14 protein-coding genes are annotated in these 12,735 nt (G+C 69.9%); 6 read left to right on the top strand and 8 right to left on the bottom strand.

Going from position 1 to position 12,735, the window contains the following annotated elements:
• The first annotated feature begins 169 nt into the window (after positions 1 to 169).
• Positions 170 to 580: a hypothetical protein gene (locus tag BLR95_RS11510; RefSeq protein WP_092620073.1), complete on the top strand. Its 411-nt coding sequence runs from the start codon at positions 170 to 172 to the stop codon at positions 578 to 580.
• A 33-nt stretch (positions 581 to 613) separates the two neighbouring features.
• On the opposite strand, the gene gor is transcribed toward BLR95_RS11510, so the two are convergent.
• Both gor and BLR95_RS11500 read right to left on the bottom strand, forming a co-directional pair.
• Positions 614 to 2,005: a glutathione-disulfide reductase gene (gene gor / locus BLR95_RS11505; RefSeq protein WP_092620070.1), complete on the bottom strand. Its 1,392-nt coding sequence runs from the start codon at positions 2,003 to 2,005 to the stop codon at positions 614 to 616.
• Between the two features lie 35 nt (positions 2,006 to 2,040).
• Positions 2,041 to 2,688 (bottom strand): hypothetical protein, encoded by a 648-nt coding sequence (locus tag BLR95_RS11500; RefSeq protein ID WP_092620067.1) that lies wholly within the window; start codon positions 2,686 to 2,688, stop codon positions 2,041 to 2,043.
• A 199-nt stretch (positions 2,689 to 2,887) separates the two neighbouring features.
• Between BLR95_RS11500 and BLR95_RS11495 the strand changes: the two genes are divergently transcribed.
• The gene (locus BLR95_RS11495; RefSeq protein ID WP_218119542.1) at positions 2,888 to 3,409 is read left to right on the top strand and encodes a hypothetical protein; all 522 of its coding nucleotides are present in this window, start codon (positions 2,888 to 2,890) and stop codon (positions 3,407 to 3,409) included.
• Positions 3,410 to 3,595: 186 nt separating this feature from the next.
• Here BLR95_RS11495 and BLR95_RS11490 read toward each other — a convergent pair whose 3' ends face one another.
• Entirely contained in the window at positions 3,596 to 4,057 is a 462-nt protein-coding gene (locus tag BLR95_RS11490) for a GFA family protein (RefSeq protein ID WP_092620064.1), read from the bottom strand.
• A 94-nt stretch (positions 4,058 to 4,151) separates the two neighbouring features.
• Here BLR95_RS11490 and BLR95_RS11485 point away from each other — a divergent pair, with 94 nt between their 5' ends.
• Positions 4,152 to 4,478 carry an ArsR/SmtB family transcription factor gene (locus BLR95_RS11485; protein ID WP_218119541.1) on the top strand — a complete coding sequence of 109 codons (327 nt, stop codon included), beginning with the start codon at positions 4,152 to 4,154 and terminating at the stop codon, positions 4,476 to 4,478.
• Positions 4,465 to 5,379 carry an alpha/beta fold hydrolase gene (locus BLR95_RS11480; protein WP_092620061.1) on the top strand — a complete coding sequence of 305 codons (915 nt, stop codon included), beginning with the start codon at positions 4,465 to 4,467 and terminating at the stop codon, positions 5,377 to 5,379. The genes BLR95_RS11485 and BLR95_RS11480 overlap by 14 nt, the downstream gene beginning before the upstream one ends.
• Positions 5,380 to 5,598: 219 nt before the next feature.
• On the opposite strand, the gene fabG is transcribed toward BLR95_RS11480, so the two are convergent.
• The gene (gene fabG / locus BLR95_RS11475; RefSeq protein WP_092620058.1) at positions 5,599 to 6,324 is read right to left on the bottom strand and encodes a 3-oxoacyl-ACP reductase FabG; all 726 of its coding nucleotides are present in this window, start codon (positions 6,322 to 6,324) and stop codon (positions 5,599 to 5,601) included.
• Between the two features lie 470 nt (positions 6,325 to 6,794).
• Positions 6,795 to 7,418, bottom strand: coding sequence for a cation efflux transmembrane domain-containing protein (locus BLR95_RS11470; RefSeq protein ID WP_092620055.1), 624 nt, complete (start codon positions 7,416 to 7,418; stop codon positions 6,795 to 6,797).
• 87 nt (positions 7,419 to 7,505) lie between these two features.
• On the opposite strand from BLR95_RS11470, the gene BLR95_RS11465 reads away from it, so the two are divergent.
• A complete protein-coding gene (locus BLR95_RS11465; RefSeq protein ID WP_092620053.1) occupies positions 7,506 to 7,952 on the top strand; it encodes a MerR family transcriptional regulator in 447 nt (148 codons plus the stop codon).
• Between the two features lie 354 nt (positions 7,953 to 8,306).
• On the opposite strand, the gene BLR95_RS11460 is transcribed toward BLR95_RS11465, so the two are convergent.
• Complete coding sequence (locus tag BLR95_RS11460; RefSeq protein ID WP_092620050.1) at positions 8,307 to 9,896, bottom strand: peptide chain release factor 3; 1,590 nt, start codon at positions 9,894 to 9,896, stop codon at positions 8,307 to 8,309.
• Positions 9,897 to 9,992: 96 nt separating this feature from the next.
• Positions 9,993 to 10,541: a hypothetical protein gene (locus BLR95_RS11455; protein ID WP_245689477.1), complete on the bottom strand. Its 549-nt coding sequence runs from the start codon at positions 10,539 to 10,541 to the stop codon at positions 9,993 to 9,995.
• 272 nt (positions 10,542 to 10,813) lie between these two features.
• On the opposite strand from BLR95_RS11455, the gene BLR95_RS11450 reads away from it, so the two are divergent.
• The gene (locus BLR95_RS11450) at positions 10,814 to 11,428 is read left to right on the top strand and encodes a response regulator (RefSeq protein WP_092620047.1); all 615 of its coding nucleotides are present in this window, start codon (positions 10,814 to 10,816) and stop codon (positions 11,426 to 11,428) included.
• A 54-nt stretch (positions 11,429 to 11,482) separates the two neighbouring features.
• Here BLR95_RS11450 and BLR95_RS11445 read toward each other — a convergent pair whose 3' ends face one another.
• The gene (locus tag BLR95_RS11445; RefSeq protein WP_092620044.1) at positions 11,483 to 12,676 is read right to left on the bottom strand and encodes a phosphoglycerate kinase; all 1,194 of its coding nucleotides are present in this window, start codon (positions 12,674 to 12,676) and stop codon (positions 11,483 to 11,485) included.
• Positions 12,677 to 12,735 lie beyond the last annotated feature (59 nt).

Raw genomic sequence — 12,735 nt, 5'->3', positions numbered from 1 at the left:
AACACCAGGGGGGACCCAGGGTGGCCCGCCCGGGGCGGCTTGGCAAGGGGCGCGCGGCGCGCGGCTTCGGCTTGACTCGGTCAACCGGCAGGCACAAATTGGTTTATGGAAGGTTGCCGCCATCGGCCATCATGGCCCGGGGTACCTCCGCCGATCATGGTATCCGATCATGTCCACCCAGAGCGCCGCCCAGGTCCAGCCCGCCGTCGCCTCCGCCACCCAGCGGAGCAGCCCGGCCGTGCGCGCCGAGGGGCTGGGCGGGGCCTTTGGCGAGATCACCCAGATCAGCCCGGCGCGCGGCCTCGGCCCGCGCCAGCAGTCGGTCGATGACCAGCGCTTTTTCGGCTCCAACGGCGGCCAGGAGCGGCAGCAGCGGCCGGCCCTGGAAACCGGGGGCGTCTCCGCCACCCTGCCGCGCTTCTCGCAGGAGGTGGCCCGCCTGCTGGTCCAGGTGCAGACCACGGCCAACACCCTGACCCAGGCCGGCACGGGCGCCGAGTCCACCGCCCCGGCCCGCCTGCCGGCGCGCCAGGGGGTGGCCGTCTACCAGCGCTACATGCGCTACCTCGCCGCCGCCTGATCCCGGGAGGGAAAGCCCCGGGGACACGCCCGCTCACTCGGTGTGGGCGTTGTCCGGCTCGGGCAGGGGCTCGCGCATGGTGCAGAACTCCTCGGCCGAGGTCGGGTGGATGCCGATGGTGGCGTCGAAGTGGGCCTTGGTCGCCCCGGCCTTCAGGGCGATGGCGACGCCCTGCAGGATTTCCGGCGCGTCGGCCCCGACCATGTGGGCCCCCACCACCTTGTCGCTGGTCTTTTCCACAATCAGCTTCATCAGGGTGCGCTCGTCGCGCCCCGACAGGGTGTGCTTCATCGCCTTGAACCGGCTGATGTAGACATCGACCGCGCCGAAGCGCTGGCGGGCCTGGGTTTCGGTCAGCCCCACGGTGCCGATGGGCGGCATGCTGAACACCGCCGAGGGGACGTTCTCGTAGTCCATGACCAGCGGGCGGTTGTTGAACTGGCGCTCGGCGAAGCAGCGGCCCTCGGCGGTGGCGACCGGGGTCAGGGTGATGCGGTCGGTGACGTCGCCCAGTGCGAAGATGCTCGGCACCGAGGTGGTCAGCGCCTCGTCGATCAGCACGGCGCCGCGTTCGTTCAGCTTCACGCCGGCCTCTTCCAGGCCCAGGTTGGCGGTGTTGGGGGCGCGCCCGGTGGCATACATGACAAGGTCGGTCTCCGCCTCCTCGCCCATGGCGTAGCGGATGGAGTAGCTGCCGGCCGGGGTCTTTTCGATCGAGCGCACCTGGCAGTCGCGGCGGATGGTGATGCCGGATTTCTCGAGTTCGTGGCTCAGCGTCTGGCGGACGTCCTCGTCGAAGCCGCGCAGGATGTTGGCGGCCCGGATGACCAGCGTCACCTCGGCCCCCAGGGCATTGAAGATGCCGGCGAATTCCACCGCGATGAAACCGCCGCCGACAATCGTCACCCGCTTCGGCAGCTCTTTCAGATCAAGCGCCTCGTTGGAGGTGATGGCGTGCTCGATGCCCGGGATGTCGGGCAGGGTGGGCCAGCCGCCCATGGCCAGCAGGATGCGCTCGGCGGTGTAGGTCTTGCCGTCGACCGCCACCGTGTGGGCATCGACCACCGTGCCCCGGCCTTCCAGCAGGGTCACCCCGGCCTCGCGCAGCAGGCGGTGATAGACCCCTTCCAGGCGCTCCAGTTCCTGGTTCTTGGCGGCGATCAGGGCCGGCCAGTCGTGGCGCGCGCCGTCGATGGTCCAGCCATAGCCGGCGGCGTCCTCCAGGTCGTGGGCGATGTGCGCCCCGTAGACCAGCAGCTTCTTGGGCACGCAGCCGCGCAGCACGCAGGTGCCGCCGACCCGGGTGCCCTCGACGATGGCCACCCGGGCCCCCATCGCCCCGGACAGCCGGCTGGCCCGCACGCCGCCGGAACCGGCGCCGATGGTGATCAGGTCGAAATCGTAAGGGGAACCGGTGGCGGACATGGGGGCTCCTGGGTCGGTGGATGGGATGTCGGGGGTCAGATGTCGAGGGTTTCGGGGGCCGACTTGTTGGCCGGTTCGGCGGGCTTCGGCTCGGGACGATCCTTGGGCGGCGTGCCCATGAAGCCGTCCAGGAAGTCGCGCAGCTTCTCGGTCTGCTGGCGAATCCACGGGCGCGCCTTTTCCACCCCGGCCAGGGTCTGGCAGGCGGCGTGTTCGGCCTCGCAGACGGCGGTGCACGACAGGCGGCCCTCGTCGTCCTCCTCGGGGAAGCGGTCGGCGCAGTCGCCCTGGCAGCCTTGGCGCCGCTCGTCGCAGCGCTGGCCGGTGACCGGTTCGCCGTCGCCGTCGCGGCTCAGCCCGTCGAGCAGGCGGTCGACGCTTTCCTTCTGCTGATCCAGCCACGGCTTGACCTTGGCGTAGCCGGCCAGGGCCTCGCAGGCGGCGCGGTCGGCGGCGCAGCGGGCCTCGCAGCCGGTCTGGCGGGCCTCGTCGTCGCCGTTCAGGTAGGCGCAGGCGTTCAGGCAGCCGGCGTGCTCGGACTTGCACTGTTGGATGGCCTGTTCAGTCCCTTGGGCGGGCGATTGCCCGCTCTCCCCGGCGGCCGGGCGGGCGAGCGGCACCAGCAGGGGCAGGACCAGGACGAGGCACAGAGTGAGCCGCCCGGGACGGGACAGGGTGGACATGGGTGTTCCCTCCACACGGGGCCGGAATGCAAAGGGCCCGAAGGATGCGTCGCCAATGTGGTCCTTTCAAGGCGTTCCGGCAACCCGGGGGCGGGGGCGGTGAAGGGGGCGGGTGTTTGTTGACCCGCCCGCCCCACGCCATGTTGAGGGCAGCCGGCCGCCGCTTTCGCCGCCGGCCGGATGCCGAAAGGAGGTCGCCATGGTTCGCACCAGTCTTGCCGCCGCCGCCCTGCTCGCCGTGACCGCCGGGCCAGCCGCCGCCGAGGGGCTGTCCGTCACCTTCGCCGATGCCGCCTGGGACGGGGAGCATCTGCCCGCCGGCCAGCACTGTTCCAAGTTCGGCGGCCACGGTGCCACGCCGCCGCTGGTGGTGTCCGGCATTCCGGCGCCGGCCGACGCCATCGTCATCGAGTACAACGACCGCAGCTACCAGCCGCTGTCGGAGGATGGCGGGCATGGCATCATCGGCTACCGCATCGCCCCGGGCAGCCCCACCGCCGAACTGCCGGCAGTGCCCGGCGAAACCGCCGAGGGCCTGCCCGAGGGGACCTGGATCGTCAGGCAGAACCGGGCCACCGGCTCCTACGCCCGGCCCGGCTACCTGCCGCCGTGCTCGGGCGGCAAGGGCAACACCTACGTCGCCGACGTCTTCGCCGTGCGCCTGACCAACGACGGCTACGAGAAGCTGGCCGAGGCCCGCGTCACCCTGGGCCGCTACTGACGACGGGTCGCCGCCCCGGACGGAAAGACCACCGCCCGGGCGGCACCGATCCTCCGACATGGACGCTGCTGCATGGTCCGGCTCTCCAGTTCTCCCGAGCTCGATTATGCGGATTGCAGCGAGTTATGGAGGGTGTGTCAAGTCCCCTGGGGGGCAGGGGACGCGGTGGCGCGGCTGGCCGTCGCTTCAGGCGGAGTCCAGGCGGGGCGAGGCGCTGTCGGCCACGTGGCGGGGCAGGCCGTCGTTCAGGCAGACCCAGGGCAGGGCACTGCCGACGAACAGGTGATGGTCCGGCGTCACGGCGTCGGGATGGTCCAGGGTCGCCGTTGCCACGTCCACCTCGTCGGGCCAGGCGTCGGCCCGGAACAGCAGCGGCGTGCCGCAGCGCGGGCAGAAGGCGCGCGCCGCCCGGGGCGACGAGCGGCGCCAGGTGGGCGCTCCAGCGGTCAGGCGGAAGCCCCGCCAGGCCACCGTGGTCCAGGTGACGAAGGGGGCGCCGTGGGCGGCCCGGCAATCGGTGCAGTGGCAATGGGCCGAGCCGCCGAAGGGGCCGTCCAGGGCGTAGCGCACATGGCCGCACTGGCAGCCGCCGGTCAGCGGCAGCGGGGCGCTGGGCGGGCGGTGGTAGGGGTCGGCGCTGAGCGTCATGGGCAGGCCTCCGGGGCGCGGGCTTGGGGGACCCATCCTACACCCGGGCGGGCCGGCCGGATCCCGTGTCATCGTCATATTGACAAAAAGCTATATGACGATCTATTGTCCCGGGATGGTTGACCGGCTGGAACAATCCAAGGCGCTGGCCAGTCAGGCGCGGCTTTCGGTGCTCGGCTGGCTGGCCGACCCGCAAGCGCATTTCGCCCATCAGGTGACCGGGCCGCCGGCCGAGATCGGGGTCTGCGTGACCCTGCTGGCGGCCAGGCTGGAAATGGCCCAGCCCACCGTCAGCCGCCATCTGGAGGTGTTGCGGCGGGCCGGCTTCGTGACCGTCAGGCGGATCGGCAAGTGGGCCTATTTCCAGCGCAACGAAGCCGCTCTCGCCGACTACAAGGCATGGATCAATGACCATCTTTGAACAGGCCGACGCCCGGCTGCTGCCGGGTTTTCGGCGCCACCTGATCGAGATCGACGGGCGGCCCGTGCGGGCCCTGACCGGCGGCGACGGGCCGCCCCTGCTGATGCTGCACGGCGACCCGCAGACGCACCTCTGCTGGCATCGACTGGCCCCGGCCCTGGCCGAGCGCTTCTCGGTGGTGCTGACCGACCTTCGGGGGCGTGGCGAAAGCCACAAGCCGGGGTCGGTCGCCGGCGGCACCGCCTACGCCAAGCGCGACATGGCGGCCGAGCAGTTGGCCGTGATGCGCGCCCTGGGTCATGCCACTTTTGCTTTGGTCGGCCACGACCGGGGGGCGCGGGTGGCCCGGCGGCTGGCCCTCGATCATCCCGCGGCGGTCAGCCGGCTGGCGGTGATGGACATCGTGCCGGCGCTGGACTTCTACGACCGACTCGATGCCGGGATCGCCCACGACTACTTCTACTTCTCGTTCCTGCCCCAGCCCCGCCCGCTGCCCGAGCGGCTGATCGCCGGCGACCCCCGGGCCTTCATGGAGAGTATCCTGCACGGCCTGTCCGACACCCCGGTGCCCTACGACGCCCTGGCGCTGGAGGCCTATCTGGCGGCCAGCACCACCGATCAGGCCATCACCGCCATGTGTGAGTGTTTCCGCGCCGGCTATCAGGTCGACCGGGCCCACGACGCCGCCGACCGCGCGGCGGGCCGGCGCATCACCTGCCCGACCCTGGTCATGTGGGGCGAGACGGGGTGCGTGGGGCGCCACTTCGACGTGCCCGGAATCTGGCGGGCGTGGTGCGACGACGCGACCTTCGCGCCCTTGTCCGCCGGCCATTTCATCCCCGAGGAGGCGCCACAGGCGGCATTGGCGGCGCTCGGCGACTTCCTCGGGCCGCCCGGTTGATCCCCGAACCCCCCGGCACCTGCCCGCCATGGGCTTCCGGCGGGAGCGGATGGTGTGAAACCCGAAGCGCTCGGCGGGTCGGATTTGGCATGTGGCTCTACCCCAGAGCACGTTGCGTGAGTTGTGACCGACCCAACGTGCTCTGGGGTTTCGATGTTACCGCAAACCGTCGTCGCCAACCGGTTTGGGCGCTCCGTTCCGGATCGCTAGGGATCTGCTCTAGTCCATGTACTGGCCGCCGTTCACCGACAGCGTGGCGCCGTTGATGAAGCTGCTCTGCGGGCGGGCCAGGAAGGCGACCATGTCGGCGATGTCCACCGGCTCGCCGAGGCGGGCGACCGGGATCTTGGCCTGCTCCGCCTGCAGGATCTCCTCCGGCATGGCGGCGGTCATGTCGGTCTTGATGAAGCCCGGGCAGACCGCGTTGACGGTGATCCCCTTGCCGGCCAGCTCCTGGGCGATGGAGCGGGTGAAGCCAAGCAGGCCGGCCTTGGCGGCGGCGTAGTTGCACTGTCCGAACTGGCCGCGCTGGCCGTTCATCGAGCTGATGTTGATGATCCGTCCGTAGCCCCGCTCGCGCATGCCCGGGGCGACCACCCGGCAGGTGTTGAAGGCGCCGGTCAGGTTGACGTTAATCACCGCGTTCCAGCTTTCCGGCTTCATCTTGTGCATGAAGCCGTCGCGGGTGATGCCGGCGTTGTTGACCAGGATCGAGATCGGCCCGACCTCGGATTCGATGTTCGCCACCACCTCGCTGACGTTGTCGAAGTCCGAGATGTCCAGGCGGTGGGCCGGCCGGCCAGTGGCCTGGGCGGCCTCGGCCAGCTTGGCCTGGTCGATGTCGGCGATGACCACCTTGTGGCCGTCGGCCTCCAGGGCGTCGGCGATGGCGGCGCCGATGCCCCGGGCACCGCCGGTCACCAGCGCGATCTTCTGCTCGCTCATGGTCTCTCTCCCTTGCGTTGTCTTGCCTTGTCCGAAGCGTGGCCGTGGCCGGCCCCCCTGTCGGGCGGTTTTCCGTGGCCCGGAACCGCCCCTTGCTGTTGCCCGGTCGAGCGTGCCGGTCGAGCGTGCCGGTCGAGCGTGACTGTGGGTGGACCGCCCCTGGTCCCGGGGCACGCGGCCGGATCAAGCGCCGCGCCGGCCGGCCCGGGTCCGCCGGGCGCGGTGTCCTGATGCTCTTGGGTAGGGTGCTCTTGGGTAGGGTGCTCGCCGGGGATTGCCTCTGCCCTATTTGAGCGCATTCGGAGGCGCCGTGCCAGTCATGAAACCGGCCCGAGGGGAGCCGGGAAAGGCGGCGCAAGCCCCGAGGCGGCCGAAGGCTCCCAAAGATGGCTTGCGCAGGGCCAATGAGCTCCTCCCCCGAGGGGAGGCGGCCCTTTGGTTTCGCGCCACGCGCCGGCTCAGGTGGCGGCTCAGGTGGTCGCCACGCGGCGCTCGGCGAGGGCCTGACGGATGATCTGGCTGGCGCTGGACAGGAACAGGGTGGCCATCAGGGCGGCCACGGCAAGGTCGGGCCACGCGGTTTCGGTCAAGGCCACGCCGCCGGCGGCGGCCAGCACGGCGACGTTGCCGATGGCGTCGTTGCGGCTGCACAGCCACACCGAGCGCACGTTGGCGTCGCCGTCCTTGTAGCGCACCAACAGCAGCACGCTGGACAGGTTGGCGACCAGCGCCAGCACGCCGATGGCCCCCATCACCGGGGCCATGGGCAGGCCCAGCACCAGCACCTGCCACGCCGTGCCGCCCAACACCCACAGGCCCATGGCGGCCAGACTGAAGCCCTTGAACAGGGCGGCGGTGGCCCGCACCTTGAGGCTGGCCCCGAGCACCGCCAGACTGAGCCCATAGGTCAGGCTGTCGCCCAGGAAGTCGAGCGCGTCGGCCTTCAGGGCCTGGGAATTGGCCAGCGCGCCGCCGGCCATCTCGACGAAAAACATGCTGGCGTTGATGGCGATGACCAGCCACAGGGCCCGCCGATAGCCGGCCGGCATGGTGGGCGAGAAATCGTGATGGTGGGAGTGGCAACAGCCGGACATGGAACAGGGCTCTCCGAAAGGCTTGAACAACGATCCGGCCTTTTGGGTACACTCTCCAGTCGCTATAGGTTCAAGGGGAAAATCCACATGCCCGCATCACATGCCGACTACAGCATCGGTCAGGCGGCCCGGGTGGCAGGGGTGAAGGTGCCGACCATCCGCTATTACGAGGCCCAGGGACTGCTCACCCCGCCGCCGCGCACCGAAGGCAACCAGCGACGCTACGGCGCCGCCGAGGTGGCGCGGCTGGCCTTCATCCGCCACGCCCGGGAGCTGGGCTTCCCGCTGCCCGCCATCCGCGACCTGCTCAGCCTGTCGGACCATCCGGACCAGTCGTGCGACGCCGCCGACGCCATCGCCCGCGCCCAACTGGCCGAGGTGGAACGCCGCCTGGAGAACCTCACCGCCCTGAAAAGCGAACTGGAACGCATGGTCGACCAGTGCCAGGGCGGCCGCATCGCCAACTGCCGGGTGATCGAAGTGCTGGCCAACCACGACCAATGCCTGGCCGAGACACACAACCCCGTGACCTGACAGCAAAGGGGCTCCGCCCCTTCAACCCCGCCGGGGAGGCCGGGCCTCCCCGGACCCCGCCAGTTCGTTGGAATGCAACACTGGCACCGAGCCGGGATCGGTTGGGGTTGGTTGCGGGCCAGCTTTGCTGGCCCGCGCAAGCCAAAAACTGTCACCAGCGCTTGCCGGTGTGCCTTACGCCGGCGGTATTTCTTGGTTTGCGGGTTGTTTCGCAGGCCGGCGAAGCCGGCCTGCACCCAAACACCCTTCGGGTCTGGCTCGGCTGAAGCGTTCCGCGCCCAGGAAAGGAGGGGGTCCGGGGGACCGCCTTCGGTCCCCCGGTGGGGGTTTCGGGGGCAACGCCCCCGTCGTTTGTTACCCCACCTGTTCCTTGGTTTTCAGGAAGCGGATATCGGGGTTGTCGTCGCTGGCGCGGTCGAGGTGCCAGGCGTTGCGGGCCATGAACACCGGGGCGTTGTCGTGATCGTCGGCGATGGCGGTGCTGTTGGCGTCGATGAAGCGTTTAAGTTTCAGGTGGTCGTCGGCTTCCAGCCAGCGGGCGGTATAGAGGGTGGTTGGTTCGAAGTGGACCGGGATGCCGTATTCGGTGCGGATGCGGTCGGCCAGCACCTCGAACTGCAGCGCCCCGACCACGCCGACCACCCAGTCGGCGCCGATCCTTGGCTTGAACACCCGGGCGGCGCCTTCCTCGGCGATCTGTTGCAGGGCGCGGCCCAGGTGCTTGGCCTTCATGGGGTCGTCGGGGCGGGCCTTTTGCAGCATTTCGGGGGCGAAGCTGGGGATGCCGGTGAAGGTGATGTCGGCCCCGTCGGTCAGGGCGTCGCCGATCCTCAGGTTGCCGTGGTTGGGGATGCCGATGATGTCGCCGGGCCAGGCTTCCTCGGCCACTTCGCGATCCTGGGCCATGAACTGGACCGGGGTGTGGATGGTCAGGGTCTTGCCCGAGCGGACGTGCTTCATCTTCATGCCGCGTTTGAAGTGGCCGCTGGCCAGCCGCATGAAGGCGATGCGGTCGCGGTGCTTGGGGTCCATGTTGGCCTGGATCTTGAAGACGAAGCCGGTGGTGGTCTTCTCCTGCGGCTCGATGGGGCCGGCGGCGGTGGGCTGCGGGCGCGGTGGCGGGGCCACCGAGATGAGGCCCTTGAGCACCTCGCGGACCCCGAAGTTGTTGAGCGCCGAGCCGAAGAAGACCGGCGTCATGTGGCCGCCGCGATAGGCCTCGAGGTCGAACTCGGGGCACAGGCCGCGGGCCATTTCCACCTGTTCGCGCAGGCTTTCCACGGCATGGCCGGGGAGCTGCTCGTCGAGCTTGGGGTCATCCAGGCCCTGGCAGGGATCGCCGGCGTCGGGCACCTCGCCCTTGGAGCGGGCCAGCAGGATCAGGCGGTCGTCGAACAGGTCGTAGCAGCCGAGGAACCCCTTGCCCATGCCGATCGGCCAACTGGCCGGGGTCACTTCCAGGGCCAGGGTCTGTTCGACCTCGTCCAGGGTTTCGAAGGGGTCGCGGGCCTCGCGGTCCATCTTGTTGACGAAGGTGATGATGGGGATGTCGCGCAGCCGGCAGACCTCGAACAGCTTCAGGGTCTGGGCCTCGATGCCGCGCGCCGCGTCGAGCACCATCACCGCCGAATCGACGGCGGTCAGGGTGCGGTAGGTGTCTTCCGAGAAGTCCTCGTGGCCCGGGGTGTCGAGCAGGTTGAAGGTGCAGCCTTCGTAGTCGAAGGTCATCACCGAGGAGGCGACCGAGATGCCGCGCTCGCGCTCCACCTTCATCCAGTCCGAATGGGCCCGGCGCTGTTCGCCGCGCGCCTTCACGGCGCCGGCCATCTGGATGGCGCCGCCGAACAGCAGCAGCTTTTCGGTCAGGGTGGTCTTGCCGGCGTCCGGGTGGCTGATGATGGCGAAGGTGCGCCGGCGGGCGATGGGGGCGGGCAACTCGGGCATGGAGGGGGGATGTCTCGCGGGCCTGGGGTGGGGAGCCCGGTTGTAGCGGCTTTGGCGGGGCGGGGGAAGGGTGCCTCGGGTCTGGGGGCGGGCGCCTCAGATTTGCAGCAGGTTGTCGATCTCGTCCTGGCGCATGGCCCGCTCGGCGCCGTGGATGATCGAGCTGGCGACGTCCATCACCCGCTGGATGGCGCGCGAGGCGGCATGAGCCCGCACCTGGATGATTTCCGGGTCGCCGGCCGCGATGGCCTCGTCGAGGCGGGCGATGGATTGTTCCACCAGGTGGTCGAGGTGGCTGATGGTTTCCTCGAAGGGCTCCTTGAAGCGGGCCGGCACGTGTGCGTAGGCGGCGATGGCCAGCTCCTTGTCCTTGAAGGCGCTGTCGGCGAAGTGGGCGCAGTAGTCCTTGGGGGCCCACTCGCGGCACTCTTCCAGGATGTCGGGCATGTCGCCGACCATTTCGATGAGCATGACGATCTCGTTGAAATGGTTCAGGTAGTCGGTGGCGAGCAGGGTCTGCGGGTTGAGGTTGGCGGCCTCTGCCCGGGCCTGGAAGGCGGCGAACTGGGCGTCCTCCGAGCCGGCCTCCGACGCGGCGCCGGAGGGGGCGGCCGAAGGCGTGGCGGGGGGAGCGTGGGAGGGCATGAAAACCGCCTTATTGTGGATGGTCGAGCGTAAAAATAGGTTGAGTCATTCTACCCCTTGCCCGGGCCATTACAAGAACCCCCGCGACTCGCCGTCGGCCGGCCGGCGCCTTGACTCCGTCCCGGCCCGATGATTGCCTGAAACGTCGAGGCCCGGGGCGGCCCGGCTGGTGGCCGGCTCGGGGGCGCGGTGGGCCGGCGCCATCGTCCCCCTTGCGACAGCCCGCCGGGCGGCGTGCCGGCGGCCTCCAGGCATTTGATTCGGTTGCCGGTTTGGCCTGGCTGCGCGGCACCGTGTCGCCGCTGCCCACGCTGGCGGCACCCACGGACGGGGTCCACGGCGACACCATGGACAAGCACGACTCCAAGACCACCGGCCAGGCGGCGTCCGGGATGGGCGCCAAGGCCGATGATGACGTGGCGATCAGCGGTCTGCGTTATCTGGTCGTCGACGACAGCCGCAATGCCCGCAACCTGGTCAAGCAGGCGCTGGCCATGGTCGGGGCGCGCCACATCGATGAGGCGGGCGACGCCGCCGGGGCCCTGGAGGTGTTGCACGCCCGGCCGGTGGACGTGGTGATGCTGGACAACGAGATGACGCCGATGACCGGGATCGAGCTGACCCGGGTCATCCGCCGCGACCCCGAGCCCCGGGTGGCCGAGGTGATCATCATCATGGTGTCGGGCTTTTCCGACCAGCCCCGGGTGATGGCGGCGCGCGACGCCGGGGTGCACGAATTCCTGGTCAAGCCGGTGTCGGCCAAGCTGATCGGCGAGCGGGTGAAGGCGGTGCTGCGCCATCCCCGGCCGTTCGAGCGGAGCGCCGACTACATCGGCCCCGAACGGCGCCGGGGCGAGGCGGCGGGGCCGGACGGCGCGGACGGCTGACGAAAAAGGGGGCCCTAACGGCCCCCCTTCCTGATGCATGTGGCGGCGCCGGGATCAGTCGGCCAGGGCGGCGACGCCGGGCAGGGTCTTGCCTTCCAGCCATTCGAGGAAGGCGCCGCCGGCGGTCGAGACGTAGCTGAACTTGTCGCCCACCCCGGCATTGGCCAGAGCCGAGACGGTGTCGCCGCCGCCGGCCACGGTCAGCAGCTTGCCCTGGGCGGTGCGCTGGGCGGCGGCCTGGGCGACGGCGTTGGTGGCGGCGTCGAAGGGCTTGATCTCGAAGGCGCCGAGCGGGCCGTTCCAGACCAGGGTCTGGCAGCCGTTGATGCGGTCGATGATGCTCTCGGCGCTGGCCGGCCCGGCGTCGAGGATCATCATGTCGTCGGGCACCTCGCCCACCGGCACCACCTTGCTCGCGGCGTTCTCGGCGAACTCGGCGGCGATCACGGCATCGGTGGGCAGCACGATGTGGCAGCCGGCGTCCTTGGCCTTGTCCATGATCTGGCGGGCGGTGTCGGCCATCTCCTTTTCGCACAGGCTCTTGCCCACGTTCAGGCCCTGGGCGAAGAGGAAGGTGTTGGCCATGCCGCCGCCGATGATCAGCAGGTCGACCTTGCTCACCAGGTTGCCCAAAAGGTCGAGCTTGGTCGACACCTTGGCCCCGCCGACCACGGCGGCCACCGGGCGCTCGGGCTTTTCCAGGGCGCTGGCCAGGGCGGTCAATTCCTCGGCCATCAGGCGGCCGGCGGCGTTGGGCAGCAACTGGGCGATGGCCTCGGTCGAGGCATGGGCCCGGTGGGCGGTGGAAAAGGCGTCGTTGACGTAAAGATCGCCCAGCTCGGCCAGTTGGCGGGCGAACCCGGGGTCGTTCTTTTCCTCTTCCTTGTGGTAGCGCAGGTTCTCGAGCAGGCAGATCTCGCCCGGGGCGAGGCCGTTGACCAGGGTCTCGGCGGCCGGGCCGACGCAGTCCTCGGCGAAGGCGACCGGCTTGCCCAGGGCCTGGGCCATCGCCTCGGCCACCGGCTTGAGCGACATCTCCGGCACCCGTTCGCCCTTGGGGCGGCCGAAGTGGCTCATCACCACCACCCGGGCGCCGTTGTCCATGAGGTGGGTCAGGGTGGGCAGCGAGCGGGTGACGCGGGTCAGGTCGCTGACCTTGCCGTCGCGCATGGGCACGTTGAGGTCGGCCCGGACCAGCACCCGCTTGCCGTGCACATCGAGGGAGTCGAGGGGAGTGAAGTCAGCCATGTCAGGGTCTCTCCGGTCGGGCGGATATGGAACCGGCCGGGGCGCCCCCTTTGCGGGGG

It is taken from the genome of Roseospirillum parvum (genome assembly GCF_900100455.1).
GTDB classification, from domain to species: domain Bacteria; phylum Pseudomonadota; class Alphaproteobacteria; order Rhodospirillales; family Rhodospirillaceae; genus Roseospirillum; species Roseospirillum parvum.
Note: the sequence above shows the minus strand (reverse complement) of the source record. Positions and strands in the feature narration are given on the sequence as shown.

Bases quoted from the DNA above. Each gene is read 5' to 3' on its own strand.
- fabG (WP_092620058.1), bottom strand. From the start codon at position 6,324: ATGAGCGAGCAGAAGATCGCGCTGGTGACCGGCGGTGCCCGGGGCATC.
- BLR95_RS11510 (WP_092620073.1), top strand. From the start codon at position 170: ATGTCCACCCAGAGCGCCGCCCAGGTCCAGCCCGCCGTCGCCTCCGCC.
- BLR95_RS11470 (WP_092620055.1), bottom strand. From the start codon at position 7,418: ATGTCCGGCTGTTGCCACTCCCACCATCACGATTTCTCGCCCACCATG.
- gor (WP_092620070.1), bottom strand. From the start codon at position 2,005: ATGTCCGCCACCGGTTCCCCTTACGATTTCGACCTGATCACCATCGGC.
- BLR95_RS11495 (WP_218119542.1), top strand. From the start codon at position 2,888: ATGGTTCGCACCAGTCTTGCCGCCGCCGCCCTGCTCGCCGTGACCGCC.
- BLR95_RS11465 (WP_092620053.1), top strand. From the start codon at position 7,506: ATGCCCGCATCACATGCCGACTACAGCATCGGTCAGGCGGCCCGGGTG.
- BLR95_RS11445 (WP_092620044.1), bottom strand. From the start codon at position 12,676: ATGGCTGACTTCACTCCCCTCGACTCCCTCGATGTGCACGGCAAGCGG.
- BLR95_RS11500 (WP_092620067.1), bottom strand. From the start codon at position 2,688: ATGTCCACCCTGTCCCGTCCCGGGCGGCTCACTCTGTGCCTCGTCCTG.
- BLR95_RS11490 (WP_092620064.1), bottom strand. From the start codon at position 4,057: ATGACGCTCAGCGCCGACCCCTACCACCGCCCGCCCAGCGCCCCGCTG.
- BLR95_RS11460 (WP_092620050.1), bottom strand. From the start codon at position 9,896: ATGCCCGAGTTGCCCGCCCCCATCGCCCGCCGGCGCACCTTCGCCATC.
- BLR95_RS11455 (WP_245689477.1), bottom strand. From the start codon at position 10,541: ATGCCCTCCCACGCTCCCCCCGCCACGCCTTCGGCCGCCCCCTCCGGC.
- BLR95_RS11485 (WP_218119541.1), top strand. From the start codon at position 4,152: ATGACGATCTATTGTCCCGGGATGGTTGACCGGCTGGAACAATCCAAG.
- BLR95_RS11480 (WP_092620061.1), top strand. From the start codon at position 4,465: ATGACCATCTTTGAACAGGCCGACGCCCGGCTGCTGCCGGGTTTTCGG.